Here is a 16,156-nt window from a genome sequence, read left to right as displayed (position 1 = left end):
TCTGCACACACCCATACCCCCGGAGCTCGTCCGATACGGATGAGGACGGGATGACCAACAACGCGGCAGTGCACACCCTGCACAGCGCCATGCGCCGCGCGCTCGAACTTGCGGCCCAAGGCCCGACCACCGGCGTCAACCCGCGGGTCGGCTGCGTCATTGTGAACGCCGAGGGCGACACGCTCGCCGAAGGCTGGCATCGCGGCGCCGGCAGCAAGCACGCCGAGGTCGATGCGCTGTCTCAGCTCGCCCCCGGCGCTGCACGCGGCAGCACCGTCGTGGTCACCCTGGAACCCTGCAACCATGTCGGCCGCACCGGTCCTTGCGCCGAGGCCCTGATCGAGGCCGGCGTCGCCCGCGTCGCCTACTCAGTGACGGACTCAGGCGAACGTTCCTGCGGCGGAGCCGACCGGCTGCGCGCTGCCGGAATCACCGTGCAGGCCGGCCTGCTCGTGGCGGAGGGCGAAGAATTCCTAGGCGACTGGCTCGTTGCCGCGCGCCTCGGCCGCCCGTTTGTCACGCTCAAGTGGGCGTCGAGCCTCGACGGTCGTGCAGCTGCGGCCGACGGCTCCAGCCGATGGATCACCGGCGCCGCAGCCCGCGTCGACGTACACCGGCGGCGCGGATCCTCCGCCGCGATCCTGGTCGGCACCGGCACCGTACTCGCCGACGATCCAGCCCTGACCGCGCGCGACGCCGATGGCGCACTGCTCGAGCAGCAACCGGTGCCCGTCGTATTGGGCCGACGTGAGCTGCCGGCATCCACTGCCCTGTTCAACCACCCGCAGTCACCGCTGTTTTTCGACGGCCGCGACCTACCCGTCGTTCTTGCCGACCTGCACGGCCGGGGTCTGCGCAGCGTGTTCATCGAAGGTGGACCGACCGTGGCGAGCGCTTGCGTCGCCGCCGGACTGGTCGATGAATATCTCATCTATCTGGCGCCGACGCTCATCGGCGGCCCTCGACTCGCCCTCACCGACATCGGTGTGGCCGCGATCGGTGAGCAGCGCCGCCTCTCTATTCTTTCCCTCGACCGCCTCGGCGACGATGTTCTCATCGTCGCCCGACCTCAGACCAACTAAGGAACCCATGTTCACCGGAATCATCGAGGAGCTCGGCCAAATCGAGCGCATCGAGCAGACAGCGGATGCCGCCCGCCTCACCATCCGCGGCCCGCTCGTGATCGATGGCGCCGGTCACGGCGACTCCATCGCCGTGCAGGGCGTCTGCCTCACCGTGGTCGAGCGCACCGCCGAAACCTTCACCGCCGACGTGATGGCGCAAACCCTGTCGATGTCGACACTGTCCACCGCCTGCGCTGGCTCCTCGGTCAACCTCGAACGCGCCGCCCTCGTCGGTGGACGCCTCGGCGGCCACATCGTGCAGGGCCACATTGACGGCACCAGCACCGTGCTCGCCGTCACCCCCGGCGACGCCTGGCGAGTGCTGCGGTTCAGCCTCAACGCCGAACTCGCGCCGCTCGTCGTCGGCAAGGGTTCGATCGCCATCGACGGCGTCTCCCTCACCGTGAGCAACATCAGCGCTGCCACCGACGCGAATCAGTGGTTTGAGGTGTCGCTCATTCCCGAGACCCTCGCGGCGACCACCCTTGGTGAGCGGGTGGCTGGCGACCGAGTCAACATTGAGACGGACATTCTGGCCCGCCACGTTGAACGGATGCTCGCCCTCGCCGCCCACAATTCCCAGCCCGAAACCGCACGCCAGCTTGCCGCCACCCCAAGGAGCGCATCATGAGCCTCGCCGATATTCCCTCCGCACTCGACGCCCTACGGCTCGGCCGACCGGTCATCGTCGCCGATGACGAGGGCCGCGAAAACGAGGGAGACGTCATTATCTCGGCCCAGCTCGCCACCCAGGAGTGGATCGCCTGGACGGTGCGCTACTCCTCGGGGTTCATCTGTGCCCCGATGACCAACGAGATCGCCGACCAGCTCGACCTGCCAGTGATGGTCTTGAACAACGAAGATCCCCTCGGCACTAATTACACCGTGAGCGTTGACGCGGCCGATCGACTGTCGACCGGTATCAGCGCCGCCGATCGGGCTCACACCCTGCGGGTTCTGGCCGATCCAGCTTCAGCACCGGCCAGCCTGCACCGCCCAGGCCACATCCTGCCGCTGCGCGCCCGCGACGGCGGCGTGCGCGAGCGTAGCGGCCACACCGAAGCCGGCGTCGACCTGATGAAACTGGCCGGCCTCGTACCGGTCGCGGCGATCGCTGAGATCGTGGCCGAAGACGGCGAGATGATGCGGCTGCCCGGCCTGCTCGAACTCGGCGAGCGCGAGGGCCTGCACGTCATCACGATCAAAGACCTGATCAGCTACCTCGACGAGTTCCACCCCAACGCAGCCCTACCGACGATCGCGCCTCTGATCGAGGCGCCGCGGGTTGACTTCGAGGTGGAGACCACCGTCCCCACTTCGCATGGGCTCTTTCGGGTGCGCGCCTACCGAGACCGTTCCACCGGCGCCGACCACGTCGCCTTCGTCGTCGGCGACCCGGTCAATGGCGCCATCGTGCGGGTGCACTCGGAGTGCCTCACCGGCGAAGCGTTCGGCTCGCTCAAGTGCGAGTGCGGACCGCAGCTCGACGCTTCACTCGACATCATCCAGGAGGAAGGCGGCGTGGTCGTCTACCTGCGCGGCCAGGAGGGGCGCGGCATCGGCCTCATCAACAAGTTGCGCGCGTACGAGTTGCAGGAAGATGGCCTCGACACTCTCGACGCTAACGTGGCGCTGGGCCTGCCTGTCGATAGCCGCGAGTACGGCGCGGCCACCAGCATCCTGCACGAACTGGGGTTGAGTTCGGTGCGGCTGCTCACCAACAACCCCGAGAAGGTGCGTCAGCTCGAACTGCACGGCGTCGCCGTGACCGAACGCGTGCCGCTCGTGGTGGGGATCGGCGAATACAACGAGGAATACCTCGCCACCAAGCGGGACCGCATGGGTCACCACATCACGAACATCGAAATCATGAACGGAATCGCCTAATGGCCGGAACTGGACCCACCCTCAGCGTTGACGGCAGAGCCTTGCGCGTCGTCATCGTGGCCGGTCTGTGGCATGACGTGATCACCGACGGCCTCATCGCCGGCGCTACCCGCGTGCTCGAAGCGAGCGGAGCCTCCTGGTCGCTCGTGCGGGTGCCGGGCAGCTTCGAACTGCCCGTCGCCTGCAAGGTCGCGCTTGAAAACGGGGCCGATGCGGCCGTCGCCCTCGGCGTGATCATCCGCGGCGGCACTCCACACTTCGAGTTCGTCTCCAATGCGGCAACCGATGGTCTCACTCGCGTTGCGCTCGACACCGGCAAGCCCGTGGGCTTCGGCGTGCTGACCCTGGACGACGAACAGCAGGGCCTCGACCGGGCCGGGCTGCCCGGGTCCAAGGAGGACAAGGGCGAGGAGGCGGCCTCCGCTGCCCTGGCTACCGCAATGGTGTTGCGGGAGCTGCGCGGGCACGTCGGGTAGTGCGCTGGCGTTCACCTAGGCTGAACGCATGGACCTTCTGCGCAATATTCTGCTCATTCTGCACTTCGTCGGCCTCGCCTCACTGCTCGGCGGCTTTCTGGTGCAGATCAAGCCGATCATTGCCGGCAAGGGCACAATCGTCGCCGCCATGTTCCACGGTGCGCTGACTCAGCTGGTCACTGGTCTGCTGCTTGTCGGCGTCATCCAGATGGGCACCCTCGGCCACATCGACAACACCAAAATCGGCATCAAGCTCCTCGTGCTCATCGTGATCACCGTACTCGTGATCGTGAACCGCAAGAAGCCGAGCGTCTCGTCAACCGTGCTCTGGGCCATCGGCGGTCTCACCCTGGCGAACGTGATCATCGCGGTGCTCTGGAAGTAATAGTTTCTGGGCTGGGTTCTGCGGAGGTAGGGTGTTTTGTGACCTCTAAACGCGGCCACACCTTCATTCGTGCGTAAACGCTGCCGCGGGATGTCCAACCGATATCCGGGTTTCGTCGGCGCTCAGCTATCCCTCCGGAGCGATCCAGCCTCATGTCTACATCCACTGCGTCGGTTTCGACGCCGACCAAGCCCGTCAACCCGAAGGGCCGCGTCATCATGGCGAGCCTCATCGGCACGACCATCGAGTTCTACGACTTCTACGTCTACGCGACAGCGGCCGTCTTGGTCTTCCCGCACTTATTCTTTCCGACCGGCAACGAGACCACCGCGCTGCTCGCTTCCTTCGCCGTGTTCGGTGCTGCCATGGTCGCTCGTCCGATCGGCGCACTGTTCTTCGGTCATTTCGGTGACCGCAAAGGGCGCAAGGCGACACTCATAGGTGCGCTGCTCACGATGGGAATCGCAACGTTCTTGATCGGCCTGCTGCCGACCTACGACATGATCGGCTGGTGGGCACCGTTCATGCTCGTCATCCTGCGCCTCGCTCAGGGATTCGCCCTCGGCGGCGAGTGGAGTGGTGCGGCGCTGGTCGCGACCGAGAACGCGCCGGTCGGCAAACGCGCCTGGTACGGCACCTTTCCGCAGGTCGGCGCACCGCTCGGCTTCATCATCGCAAACAGCCTGTTTCTCGGCCTGGCCCTCGCACTGCCGTCGACCGACCCGACGCGTCCGTCCGAGGCGTTCCTCGAGTGGGCCTGGCGCATCCCGTTCCTGTTCTCGGCTGTCATGGTCATCGTCGGACTCTGGGTACGTCTGCGCCTGGTGGAGAGCGAGGCCTTCACCAAGGTCATCACGACCAAGCGCGTCGAGAAGCTGCCGCTCGCTGCCGTATTCAAGTCAAACTGGCGCGAACTCATCCTCGGCACCTTCATCATGCTCGCAACCTATGTCTTGTTCTACCTGATGACCACGTTCACACTCGGTTACGGCCGGGCAGCAACGGATGCCCCGGTGCCGGGACTCGGCTTCACCTACAACAACTTTATTCTCATGATGATTCTCGGCGTGGTGTTCTTCGGAATCTTCACCCTCGCCTCGGGCCCCTGGGCCGACAAGCACGGTCGTCGCAAGACGCTCATCATCGTGACGTTGTTCATCATCGTGTTCGGGCTGCTGTTCGTACCGCTGCTCGGCGCCGGTTTTCCCGGAGTGATGCTGTTTCTCATCGTCGGCTTCTCACTTATGGGCATGACCTTCGGCCCGATGGGCGCACTGCTGCCGGAGTTGTTCCCGACCAGCGTGCGCTACACCGGCTCGGCGTTCGCCTACAACATGAGCTCTATTCTCGGCGCGGCCGTCGCTCCGTTCATCGCCATCTGGCTGTGGACCCTCGGCGACGGCAGCCCATTTTGGGTCGGCATCTACCTCTCGGTCATGGCCGTGATCACCCTGATCGCATTGATCCTGAGCCGCGAAACGAAAAATCTGGACCTGCATCGCTGACCCGTAATACGCCTTTCGAGATCGGCTCACCAGGTCTCGAGACACCGGCGAGAAGCATGCGTGCTTTTCGAGACCGCGCGAGACGACCTGCGAAACCCGGCCGTCGCGCACCACTAGTTCAAAAATAGGGCGCGCAGACGGCGAGTGGTAAAAACCAGACCGATCACGATCATGACGGCGTGGTAGAGCAGCCAGATAGAGCACGTGCACGAGGCTCAGCCAGATCGATTCCAAAAAGCCATAGGCAAAGACGCGAGACAGTTCGGTGCCGTGCCAAAGCGGCGAGATCCAGCCGAGCCATTGCAGGTACGGTGGCAGCACATCGAGCGGAAGGAACGTACCAGAGAAGTGCGTCATCGGCAGAATCACGAAGCGCTGCACCATGGCCAACTGACCGGTGTCGTGCGGGCTGCCGATCGCGGTGAACAGCACCGTCTGCGCGTATGACCGCATGACCCGAAACCGGTGCTCGGCCATGATGCGGCCCTTATCGACGACGACAAGGCGGTCGCAGAGTTGTTCGGCTTCGTCCATGTCGTGGGTGGTGAGAAGCAGCGTCGTGCCCTGTTCCTTGAGGCGGAACAAGCGGTCCCAGAGAACGTGGCGGGCCTGTGGGACGAGTTCGGTGGTCGGCTCGTCGAGCAGCAGGATGCGCGGGTCGTTGATGAGGGAACGGGCGATGGTCAGGCGCCGTTTCATGCCGCCGGCGAGGTCGTCGACCTTGGCTGTGGCCTTGTCCTGGAGCTGGGCGAACTCGAGCAGTTCGTCGGCCCGGCGAGTGGCTCGGGCACCACCTCGAAGCTGATGCCGTCGACGGCGACGAAGTTTTTGTATCTCTTCAGGTGATTTCGGGTGGCAATGACAGGCTCCGGCACAGTGCTCCACTGAAGACCGATAGCAAGATTGCGGGGAGGCTCGGAGGCCGGGCGGTTAAGATGACTTAGTGACTACCGCAACCCGCACGCCCGATTCTTCCGCCGCACAGAAGGCCGTTATGCCACCGCGCGGTCGACGCGGCCGGCCGGCCCCCACCGGGCCGCGCGCGAAGTTCAGCCAGCTGCTGCCCTACCTGTTCGAGCACAAAAAGGTGCTCGCCGTCGTCATCGTATTGAGCGTGCTCGGCGCCGCCGCGAGCCTGGCCCAGCCGCTGCTGGTGAGCCAGGTCATCACGATCGTGCAAGCTGACGATCCGCTCGGATCCCTCGTCGGCTTGTTGATCGCCCTGGTAGTAATTTCGGGCCTGATCAGCGGCTATCAGCACTACCTGTTGCAGCGCACCGGCGAGGGCGTCGTACTCTCGAGTCGCCGCAAACTGGTGGGGCGTCTGCTGCGCCTACCGATCAGCGAGTTCGACGCCCGACGCACCGGAGACCTCGTCTCCCGCGTCGGCAGCGACACCACCCTGCTGCGCGCGGTACTCACCCAGGGGCTGGTCGAAGCGATCGGCGGATCGCTCACCTTCATCGGTGCCCTCGTGGCGATGCTCATCATCGACCCGGTGCTGCTCGGCCTGACTGTGCTCGTCATTGCGGTGTCGGTGATCACCGTCACCCTGTTGTCCCGGCGCATCCGCACCGCGAGCCAAGCCGCCCAGGCGAAGGTCGGTGACCTCGCCGCGAGCGTTGAGCGTGCCATCAGTGCCATTCGCACCGTGCGTGCATCCAATGCGACCGAACGCGAAGTCGCCGTGATCGAAGAAGACGCCCGCGGCGCCTGGCGCATGGGTATCAAGGTCGCCAAGATCAGCGCCCTCGTCGTACCGATCGCCGGTATCGCCATGCAGGTTTCGTTTCTCGTGGTGCTCGGCGTTGGCGGTTTTCGCGTCGCGAGCGGCGCCATCACGATCGCCGACCTGGTCGCGTTCATTCTGTTCCTGTTCCTGATGATCATGCCGCTCGGCCAGTTCTTCGGCGCCATCACCTCGGTCAATTCAGCCCTCGGCGCGCTCGGCCGGATTCAGGAGATCATCGACCTGCCTGCCGAGGATCAGTACGACCGCGACATTGCACCGCTGGCCATGACTATCGGCGCCGCCAACGACAAGGTCAATCCAGAAGCCGCTGCGATCAGCTTCGAGAACGTGCACTTCGGGTACGCTGCGGTGCCAGTCGAGGTTGACGCCGAAGCAGATCCTGACAGGCCGACGACAACGGATGCTGCCGGTTCGGCCGCCACGGCCGAACCGGACACCGATCCCGAGGCCATTTCAATCGCGGATACTTCCCTGGCCCCGCGCCCGGTACTCAAGGGAGTCTCGTTCAGCGCCCCGCGCGGGCTACGCACCGCGCTCGTCGGACCCAGCGGCGCCGGCAAGAGCACGATCCTCGCCCTGATCGAACGGTTCTACGACGTCTCAGATGGCACCGTAAGGCTCGGGGGGCTGGACATCCGTACACTGGATCGCACCGCGCTGCGTGCCCAGATCGGCTACGTCGAGCAGGATGCCCCGGTACTCGCCGGATCGCTGCGCGACAACCTGACGCTCGCCACTCCCGATGCCACCGACGAGGACTGCATCAAGGTGCTGCACGCGGTCAACCTGGGCGAAGTGCTCGACCGCGACCCGGCCGGGCTCAGCGCTACCGTCGGCGAATCGGGCGTAAAGCTCTCCGGCGGAGAACGCCAGCGGCTCGCGATCGCCCGAGCGCTGCTCGCGGCCCCGCCGATTCTGCTGCTCGACGAGTCGACCTCCAGCCTCGACGGCAAGAACGAGCAGATGATGCGTGAAGCTATCGACGCCGTCGCTGCCGACCGCACCCTCATCGTGATCGCGCACCGCCTCTCGACCGTGGTCGACAGCGACCAGATCGTGGTGCTTGACCACGGCGAGGTCGTCGGCGTCGGCACCCACTCCGAGCTTGTCGTCTCCACCCCGCTGTATCGAGACCTGGCGAAGCACCAGCTGCTGGTCTAGCCCGGCGCGCCGGTACGTGATGCCGGTGCGTATGCGACACGCCGTGCCGACTGACGAGTAACGACGGCGTGTCGCCAGTTTTACCGGCGTTACGTGCGTCTGTAGCGCAGCGTCACGAGCTGGAATGGGCGCAATTTCAGAGTCAGGGCGGCTTCATCCGACGCGATCACTGCGGCCGGGGTGACGCGGCGTTCGAGCAGGTCCGTCTCATGGGCCTCGGCGGCGGCGAATGAGCGGCTGAGCCGGGCCCGGGCCCGGGTTCCGTGCGCCTCGTAGAGTCGCACGATCACATCTCCGCTGCCGTCTTCGGCGAGCTTGACCGCCTCGATCACGACCGCCGGGTGGTCGACGGTGAACAGCGGCTCGATCGGCGTAGAGCCGACGCCCGTGACGGTGCGCAGCGGTAGGTTCAGCCGGTAGCCCTCGGATACCGCGTCGGGAATACTCACGCCAACGCAAAGAGACACTCGCAGTTCGTGGCTGCCCTGGTCGGTGGTCGGGTCCGGGTAGAGGGGTGCGCGCAGCAGGGACAAGGCCACGGTGGTACCGATGCGGGCTTCCTGGTCAGAGCTGGCATCCGGCTTGGCGCTGGCATCCCGGTCGGCGTTAGCGTCCTGGCTGGCGTTGGGGTCAAGCGGCGGAACATCCGTTTCTGATCGAGGAAACGCGGTGCGGGTGATCGCGTGCCCGTAGGTCGAGTCATTGGCGACTGCCACACCGAAACCCGGCTCGCCGACATGCACCCAGCGATGCGCGACAGTTTCGAAGCGGGCGGCATCCCACGAGGTATTCGCATGCGTCGGGCGGAATATATGCCCGAACTGAATCTCGGAGGCGGCCCGGTCTGCCTTGAGATCGAGCGCAAAGCTCAGCCGAAGTAGCTTCTGCCGTTCGTGCCAGTCGATACTGAACTTCAGGTCGATCGCGCTCGAATTCGAGGCGAGGGTCACGTCTTCGACTACCGAGGACTCGCCGAATCGCCGTGTGACGCGCACGCCGACCTGACCCACCGGAAGCTGCTCTAGTTCCGCCACCGACTCGGCATCGGTGAGCGCCGCGAACAGGCGCGCGTGCGGGATATCGATATCCCAGGCATCCCACTGGGTGGGGGTGTCCCGGTGCAGGGTGAGCAGGTTGGCCCTGGCGCCGATCGGCACGACTTCCCGGTCGGCCTGCCGGTCGTAAACCGAGGTGAACAGTCCGTCCCCGTCGATCGTGACGGACACCTGCGCGTTCGAGAGTACCCAGCCTTCCGGAGTTCTCGAGATCGTGGCTCCGGCGACCGCCGAATCAGCACCCGTCGCGGCGTCGTGCACGCTGCCGCCGAGCGCGGGCACCTCGGCGCGGGCATACGGCCCCGCGTTGAGCACGACTGCGTCGTCGCCCGGCCCGCACAGCGCACGAACGGATGCCTCGATCACCCCCTCCAGCACACGAGCGACCCGCGCATACTCGCGCTCCGCCTGCCGATGGACCCAGGCAATCGATGACCCAGGAAGGATGTCGTGAAATTGCTGTAGCAACACCGTCTGCCACGCGTTGTCGAAGGCCGCCCGCGGATACTCCGTGCCAACCCGCACCGAGGCCGCCGTCGCCCAGAGCTCCGCCTCCCGCAGCAGGTGCTCGCAGCGCCGATTTCCCTGCTTGGTGCGGGCCTGCGAGGTGAGCGTGCCGCGATGAAACTCCAGATACAACTCCCCCGACCACACCGGGGGTGCGGCGTACTCGGCCTCCGCTGCCTCAAAGAAGCGCCGCGGGCTCGATAGTTCGACCGTCGGCGATCCCTCGAGCGACCTGGTGCGGTGTGCTGCAGCAATCATCTCCTCGGTCGGGCCACCGCCGCCGTCGCCCCAGCCGAACGGTACCAGCGAGGTATTTGCCACACCTTTCTCCGCAAACAGCCGCTCGGCCCGAGCCAATTCAAGGCCGGAGAGCTGCGCGTTGTAGTCGGCGACCGGTGGAAAATGAGTGAAGACGCGGCTGCCATCGAGGCCCTCCCAGAGAAAGCTGTGATGCGGAAACAGGTTGGTGTCGTTCCAGGACAACTTCTGGGTGAGAAACCAGCGACTGCCGGCGGCCCGCACGATCTGCGGCAGCGCGGCGGAGTAGCCGAACGAGTCGGGCAACCAGACTTCGAGGGGTTCTACCCCGAACTCGCGCAGAAAGAACCCCTTACCGGCGACGAATTGCCGGGCCAGAGCCTCGCCGCCGGGCATGTTGGTGTCGGATTCGACCCACATGCCGCCGACCGGAACAAAGTTGCCGGTCGCGACGGCGCGGCGCACCCGCTCGAACAGCTCCGGGTAGAACTGCTGAAGCCAGGCATACTGCTGCGCCGACGAGGCCGCAAACACAAAATCGGGGTGACGGTCGATCAGGTCGAGTACGTTGGACCAGGTTCGTGCGACCTTGCGCACGGTCTCGCGTACGGGCCAGAGCCAGGCGCTGTCGATGTGCGCGTGGCCGACTGCGTGCACTCGGTGTGAGCTGGCGTTGGCCGGGCTTGCGAGTACCTCGGCCAGGGCGGCGCGTCCGGCTCCCGCGGTGCCGCCCACATCGTCGGGGTCGAGCAGATCGAGGCAGCGTTCCAGGGCGCGCAAAATGTTCGCTCGCCGCGGCGATGCGACCGGCAGCTCGCGGCGCAGGCCGTCCAGTGTGAACACGTCCTGCGCGAGCTGCCAGACCTGCGTATCGGGCTGGGCAACATTCGCTTGGCGAAGCAGGTAGAGCGGCGTGCTGCCGGCGGTGTCGAGATCGCCCAGCAGTGTGGGAGCGAAGCTGAAGTCAGCCGCAATGTTGGGGTTGGCGGCGGCCTCTATATAGAGGTCGATGGTGTCACCGGTCACGCTCACAGTGCGGTTCAAGGACTCCACGCCTTTGAGTAGCCGGCCATCGGGGCTGTAAGCGGTGCCCTCGGCCTGGAAGCCCGGTACGTCGGTCGTAAACCCGAGGTCGATGACGACCTCGGCCCGGGTTCCCGCCCATTCCGACGGCACCGTTCCGAGGAGGTGAAACCACACGGTTTCCCACGGTCGGCCCCACGGCGAGCCGACGACGAACGGCGCAAACGGATGCGAGACCGCCTCGGCAAACGTGACCGGTTCCCCCGGCACCGTCCAGGCAGTCACCGTGAGCGGGGCGATGGCCCGATAGATCGCCGGCTGCAACCGTTCGCGAACGAACCGGTTCAGCCGAGTCTCGACCAGTGCGCTGTCGTCATGCATGTTGACCCTAACCTTTAATCGCACCCGACAGGCAGAAGGAGGCTCCCATGCCGCGCGAAACGAGTGCGTAGAGAAGTATCACCGGAACAGAATAGAGCAACGAGAATGCCGCGAGTTGGCCGTAGGCAATCGCCCCGAACTGTCCGAAGAAGCTGTAAATGCTCACCGCTGCCGGCTGTTTGCTCGGCGACAGTAACAGAATGAACGGCACGAAGAAGTTTCCCCAGGCCTGGACGAACACGAAAATGAAAACCACCCCGAGCCCCGGTCGCATCAGCGGCACGACGATGCGACGCAACGCTGTCATGGCGCTCGCCCCGTCGACCCAGGCGGCTTCCTCGAGGCTGATCGGCACCGAGTCCATGAAGTTCTTGGTCATCCAGATAGACATCGGTAGCGAGGTCGCCGCCATGAAGAGAATGGTCGCGCCCATCGAATCGATCAGCTGCAACCGCACGAACAAACTGTAGACGGGAACCATGATCGCCGTGATCGGAAGGCAGGTGCCAAACAGAATGGCGTACATGAACGGCTTATTGAAGCGCATCGAATATCGGGACAACGGGTAGGCGGCGAGAACTGATGCGACGACGGTCACGACCGATGCACCAGCCGAGAGCAGAAAACTGTTCCACAGGGGCCGAAAGGTGAGGTCGGGGGTGAGCACGGCCCGAAAATTCTCCAGCGAGAGCAGTTCGGGAATCTGCGTCTGATAGCTCGCCCGCACGTCGAGCGAGGCCAGCACGAGCCACGCCAGAGGCAGCAGAAAACATAGCCCGATGAGCACGAGAATGCCGTTGGCGAGCAGCGCGCTCACGGCCTTTTTCGGCGATGCGACGGATGCTCCCGGCCGCGTCGCAACGGGGACCACCGCAGTGAGGTTGGTCACAATTACCCCTTACTCGGGCGCAATGCGCGAATGTAGATGATGGAGAAGACCGCACCAATGAGGAGCATCACTGTGGCGATCGCCGTGCCGTAGCCGATGTCGCTGAACCGGAAGGCCTCCTGGAAGGCCATCACCGGAAGGATCGTGCTCTGGTTGCCTGGACCGCCGGCTGTCATCACCCAGACCAGGGTGAACACCGACAGTGTTTGCAGGGTGATCAGCATGAGGTTGGTGGTAATGCTCGATTTGATCATCGGGATGGTGATTAGGAACAAGCGTTTGGCACCACCGGCACCATCGATCATTGCCGCCTCGGTGATCTCGATCGGCACATCGTTGAGTGCTGCCCGGTAAACCATCATGGAGAACGCGGTGCCCCGCCAGACATTGGCGAGCACGATGGCGAGCATCGGAAAGCTGTAGAGCCAGTTCGGGCCGGTCATGCCGAGCGCGGCGAGCAGTTGGTTGAGCGTGCCGTCCTGGCTGAAGTAGGCATAGGCCACGAAAGCCGCCACAATCTCGGGCAGAACCCAGGCAGCAACGACGCAGGTGCCGACCGCACCAGCCACAAAGCGATGGGCACGGTTCATGAGCAAGGCGATGCCGAGACCGAGGAAGTTCTGTCCGACGATCGCCGACGCCAACACGAACACCACGGTGAGTCCGAGCGAGAGCGGGAAGACCGGGTCGGAGAACAGCCGCAGGTAGTTGCCGAACCCTATCCACGCCGGATTTTGCGCGTTCACACCAGTGAGCGACGCGTTGGTGAAAGAACCGTAGAACGACCAGACGACTGGTCCGGCGAGGAAAATCAGCAACAACACGATTGCCGGCAGGATCGGTAGCAGCCGCCAAGTCGTCGTAGGCTTCTGCCGGCGACCGGTCCGCCCGGCGGGCGCCGGACCCGCCAGGGCAGGTACGATCACCTCCGCGGTCATCGTTAGTCGGTGACCTTGTCTGAACCGACGATGCCTTCGACGGCCGCGTCATAGGCGGCCGCCGCGTCGTCGACGCGGAGCTGCCCTGTGATGACCGCTTCCGTTGCGGCCTGCACCTCAGCGGAAATCTTCGGGTAATCCGATGTCGCCGGCCGGAAGTGCGTCACCGAGACGAGATCCGTGACCGCTGCCACGAACGGGTTAGCCTCGAGGTAGCTTTGTTCGCTCGCAACATCCGCTCGCACCGCGATCTGCGAATTGTTGATGTCGTACCAGAGCGCGTTCTCCTGGTTGAGCGCGAGGGTGAGAAATTCGAAAGCGAGGTCGGGGTTCTCCGTCTTCGCTCCGACGGCGAGCGTCCAGCCGCCCGACATACTCACGCCCTGCGGGGCCTCACCGTTCTGGGTGGGAAAGGCCGCGACGCCCATATCATCGACGTATTCGGGCCAGGCATACGAGCCGCCTTCCTGCCAAAAGGACGGGGTGTAGGAGCCCTCGACCGTACCGCCGAGTTTGCCCTGCGGAAAGAGTTCGCCGAAAACCTTCTTCCAGACGTTGGCGTCGAGGGCCTCGGCCGGGGTCACGGCCAGCCCTTCGTCGTAGAGCGTCTTGAGAAAGTCCAGCGAGTCCTTGAAACCGTCGGAGCCGACGACCCATTTCTGTTCGTCCTCGTTGTACAGCTCGTCACCGGTGCCATAGAGCAGCTCGTAAAAGCTCTGCATGACGGTGCCCTCGCCGGTGCCCTTGCCGGCATACATGTTGAAGGGTACGACGGCTGGCTGGCTGTCTTGGATGGCGCGCGCGACCTCGAGAATATCGTCCCAGGTCTCCGGCTGCCAGGGAATGGTGATTCCGGCGGCTTCCAGAACCGGTTTGCTGTACCAGATTGCGCGGGTGTCGGTTCCGAGCGGCACGGCATAGATGCTGCCATCGTCTCCCATTCCCGCCGCCTTGGCCCCCTCATTGAACTGGGACCAATCGTCCCAGCCGGCGACATGATCATCGAGGTTGAGCAGGTACCCGGCATCGATGTCGGAGCGCAGACGGAAGGTGTCTTCATAGAAGACGTCCGGTGCTGTCTCGCCCGACTGCTGCGACAGCGCGAGCTTTGTGGAGTAGTCGTCATCATTCGCCTGGATCGGCTGCAATTCCACGGTGACACCATCATGGGCGGCCTCGAACTCGGGTTTGATCTTCGTGAAGAGGGTGTCGAGTGCGGTGAAGGAATCGGTCTCCTGATAAACGATCTTCAGAGTCTGGGTATCACCGTCGTTATCTGCGGCTGTCGAGCAGCCGACCAGCGCGACCATCGAGGTCACTGCCAACACGGACACGGCGAAACGTACGTTGCGATGCATGGTGCTCCTTTGCTCCCAAGATGCCCCCACGGGCAGCTGCCAGCCATGTGGCCTTATACGTGGCAAGAATAAATCGAATGGATATATTCGACAAGCCTTTGCTCAGACATTTACCCAGCCGTTACTCAGCGAGCAGAAGCGAAGCTGCGCGCGGAGCGAGCGTGTGGTCCAGCACGAGGCAGGCTGCACCAATGGCGCCCACATCTTCACCCACCCCAGTACCAACCACGCCAACGCGATGGATGCTGCGGGCCGCCGTGAGACCGTCGAGCAATGATGGGATGCGCCGGAGGTAGCGTTCCCGGAGCCGGGACCAGTACGGGCCACCAAATACGACCCGATCGACGTCAAGAAGGTTGGTGATCATCGAGACGGCGTTGACGACCCGGATCACCGACCGTTCAAGGACCTCCTCAGCGGCAGGGTCACCGGAATCAGACAATTGGCACAATGCGCTGAATTTCACGTCGATGTCGTGGGCGGCATTGACCGACGACGTGGGTACATCCGACGCCGCGGGGCCCGTCAGTTTGAGGCCGAGTGCTTCGGCTTCTGCGACGAGACTCGCGGGGGTGCAGGTAACAGCGAGACAGCCACGGAGCCCGCAGTCGCACAGGGCGCCGTCCGGGTCGGTCACGATGTGCCCGATCTCCCCGGCATTGTGTGAACGACCGCGCACGATTTCGCCATCGAGCACAAGACCGGCTCCCAGCCCAGTGCCGAGATAGAAAAAAACAAAACTGCCGGCACCACTGGCGCCACCAAACCAGTGTTCAGCGACCGCAGCGGCAGTGACGTCTTTGTCAACGATTGTGTGGAGCCCGGTCACTTCGGCAAGAGCGGACCGCAATGGAACGCGGTGCCAACCGCTGAGGTTTGGCGGGTCGATTACGGTGCCGTGCACGGGGTCGATCGGCCCTGGGCTGGCGACACCGAGCCCGGAAATTCTCGTGCGGTCGACGCCTGAGTCGCGGATCAGCCGTTCAATTTCTTGTGACATTTCTGCGATGATGCGGGCCGGATCGGTGGCGTCCGGAGTGTATCGGCGGGAGTGCGCCACCACGCCGCCAGCGAGGTCGATGATGACGAAGGTAATCACGGCGGGGTCCAGGTGCACGCCGACGGCCAGTACTGCGCCGGGATTCAGCCGCAGAATCGTGCGTGGCTTGCCGGGGCCAGTGATCTCTTTCTCGGCTTCTCGCACCACTCCCTGGTCGAGCAGTTTGCGACAGATGTTGGAGACGGTTTGCGCCGAGAGCCCGGTGAGCCGGCCGAGCGCAACCCGGCTGAGCCCGCCCTCGGAGCGGCGGATGTAGTCCAGCATGACGGCACGGTTAAAATTGCCCATCCTCGGCAGGTTCGTGCCGCGGCGTACCTGCGCAGCGCTGTCGTGTTGCATTCTGGCATCCTACGGCTGCGCGAGACCCGACACACGAGAACGGCCCCCTCATTGGTC

At 64.5% G+C, this 16,156-nt stretch carries 12 protein-coding genes and 2 pseudogenes; 7 read left to right on the top strand and 7 right to left on the bottom strand.

From position 1 onward, the window contains the following. The first annotated feature begins 50 nt into the window (after nucleotides 1-50). From ribD to CXY73_RS13930, 6 genes are all read left to right on the top strand, one after another. Nucleotides 51-1,082: a bifunctional diaminohydroxyphosphoribosylaminopyrimidine deaminase/5-amino-6-(5-phosphoribosylamino)uracil reductase RibD gene (gene ribD / locus CXY73_RS13955; RefSeq protein WP_233198346.1), complete on the top strand. Its 1,032-nt coding sequence runs from the start codon at nucleotides 51-53 to the stop codon at nucleotides 1,080-1,082. A gap of 7 nt (nucleotides 1,083-1,089) precedes the next feature. Next, entirely contained in the window at nucleotides 1,090-1,755 is a 666-nt protein-coding gene (locus tag CXY73_RS13950) for a riboflavin synthase (RefSeq protein ID WP_104178055.1), read from the top strand. Further along, nucleotides 1,752-3,011: a 3,4-dihydroxy-2-butanone-4-phosphate synthase gene (gene ribB, locus CXY73_RS13945; RefSeq protein ID WP_104137952.1), complete on the top strand. Its 1,260-nt coding sequence runs from the start codon at nucleotides 1,752-1,754 to the stop codon at nucleotides 3,009-3,011. The genes CXY73_RS13950 and ribB overlap by 4 nt, the downstream gene beginning before the upstream one ends. Continuing rightward, complete coding sequence (ribH, locus tag CXY73_RS13940) at nucleotides 3,011-3,487, top strand: 6,7-dimethyl-8-ribityllumazine synthase (RefSeq protein ID WP_104178054.1); 477 nt, start codon at nucleotides 3,011-3,013, stop codon at nucleotides 3,485-3,487. Before ribB ends, ribH begins: the two co-directional genes overlap by 1 nt. A gap of 28 nt (nucleotides 3,488-3,515) precedes the next feature. Continuing rightward, complete coding sequence (locus CXY73_RS13935) at nucleotides 3,516-3,872, top strand: hypothetical protein (RefSeq protein WP_104137958.1); 357 nt, start codon at nucleotides 3,516-3,518, stop codon at nucleotides 3,870-3,872. 152 nt (nucleotides 3,873-4,024) lie between these two features. Further along, a complete protein-coding gene (locus tag CXY73_RS13930) occupies nucleotides 4,025-5,377 on the top strand; it encodes an MFS transporter (protein WP_104137961.1) in 1,353 nt (450 codons plus the stop codon). A 309-nt stretch (nucleotides 5,378-5,686) separates the two neighbouring features. On the opposite strand, the pseudogene CXY73_RS22880 reads toward CXY73_RS13930, so the two are convergent. Together CXY73_RS22880 and CXY73_RS22875 are read right to left on the bottom strand one after the other, a co-directional pair. Continuing rightward, nucleotides 5,687-5,734: pseudogene (locus CXY73_RS22880) on the bottom strand (hypothetical protein); the annotation flags it as partial. 110 nt (nucleotides 5,735-5,844) lie between these two features. Then, a pseudogene (locus CXY73_RS22875) lies at nucleotides 5,845-6,151 on the bottom strand (ATP-binding cassette domain-containing protein); the annotation flags it as partial. Between the two features lie 220 nt (nucleotides 6,152-6,371). Between CXY73_RS22875 and CXY73_RS13920 the strand changes: the two are divergent. Beyond that, entirely contained in the window at nucleotides 6,372-8,291 is a 1,920-nt protein-coding gene (locus CXY73_RS13920; protein WP_104178053.1) for an ABC transporter ATP-binding protein, read from the top strand. Between the two features lie 89 nt (nucleotides 8,292-8,380). Here the strand turns inward: CXY73_RS13920 and CXY73_RS13915 are convergent, their stop codons facing one another. From CXY73_RS13915 to CXY73_RS13895, 5 genes are all read right to left on the bottom strand, one after another. Further along, complete coding sequence (locus tag CXY73_RS13915; RefSeq protein WP_104178052.1) at nucleotides 8,381-11,515, bottom strand: glycoside hydrolase family 38 C-terminal domain-containing protein; 3,135 nt, start codon at nucleotides 11,513-11,515, stop codon at nucleotides 8,381-8,383. Nucleotides 11,516-11,522: 7 nt separating this feature from the next. Continuing rightward, on the bottom strand, nucleotides 11,523-12,332 hold the full coding sequence (locus CXY73_RS13910) for a carbohydrate ABC transporter permease (RefSeq protein ID WP_233198350.1): 810 nt from the start codon (nucleotides 12,330-12,332) through the stop codon (nucleotides 11,523-11,525). A gap of 74 nt (nucleotides 12,333-12,406) precedes the next feature. Then, nucleotides 12,407-13,342 carry a carbohydrate ABC transporter permease gene (locus CXY73_RS13905; RefSeq protein WP_104137970.1) on the bottom strand — a complete coding sequence of 312 codons (936 nt, stop codon included), beginning with the start codon at nucleotides 13,340-13,342 and terminating at the stop codon, nucleotides 12,407-12,409. A gap of 2 nt (nucleotides 13,343-13,344) precedes the next feature. Further along, nucleotides 13,345-14,700: an extracellular solute-binding protein gene (locus CXY73_RS13900; RefSeq protein WP_104178051.1), complete on the bottom strand. Its 1,356-nt coding sequence runs from the start codon at nucleotides 14,698-14,700 to the stop codon at nucleotides 13,345-13,347. Nucleotides 14,701-14,821: 121 nt separating this feature from the next. After that, nucleotides 14,822-16,099, bottom strand: a complete 1,278-nt coding sequence (locus CXY73_RS13895; RefSeq protein WP_233198345.1) for an ROK family transcriptional regulator — start codon at nucleotides 16,097-16,099, stop codon at nucleotides 14,822-14,824. Nucleotides 16,100-16,156 lie beyond the last annotated feature (57 nt).

The sequence above is a fragment of the Cryobacterium sp. Y50 genome, from assembly GCF_002929805.1.
Classification (GTDB): Bacteria; Actinomycetota; Actinomycetes; order Actinomycetales; family Microbacteriaceae; genus Cryobacterium.
The sequence above is the reverse complement of the archived record's forward strand: the minus strand, read 5'-3'. Positions and strand labels throughout refer to the sequence as shown.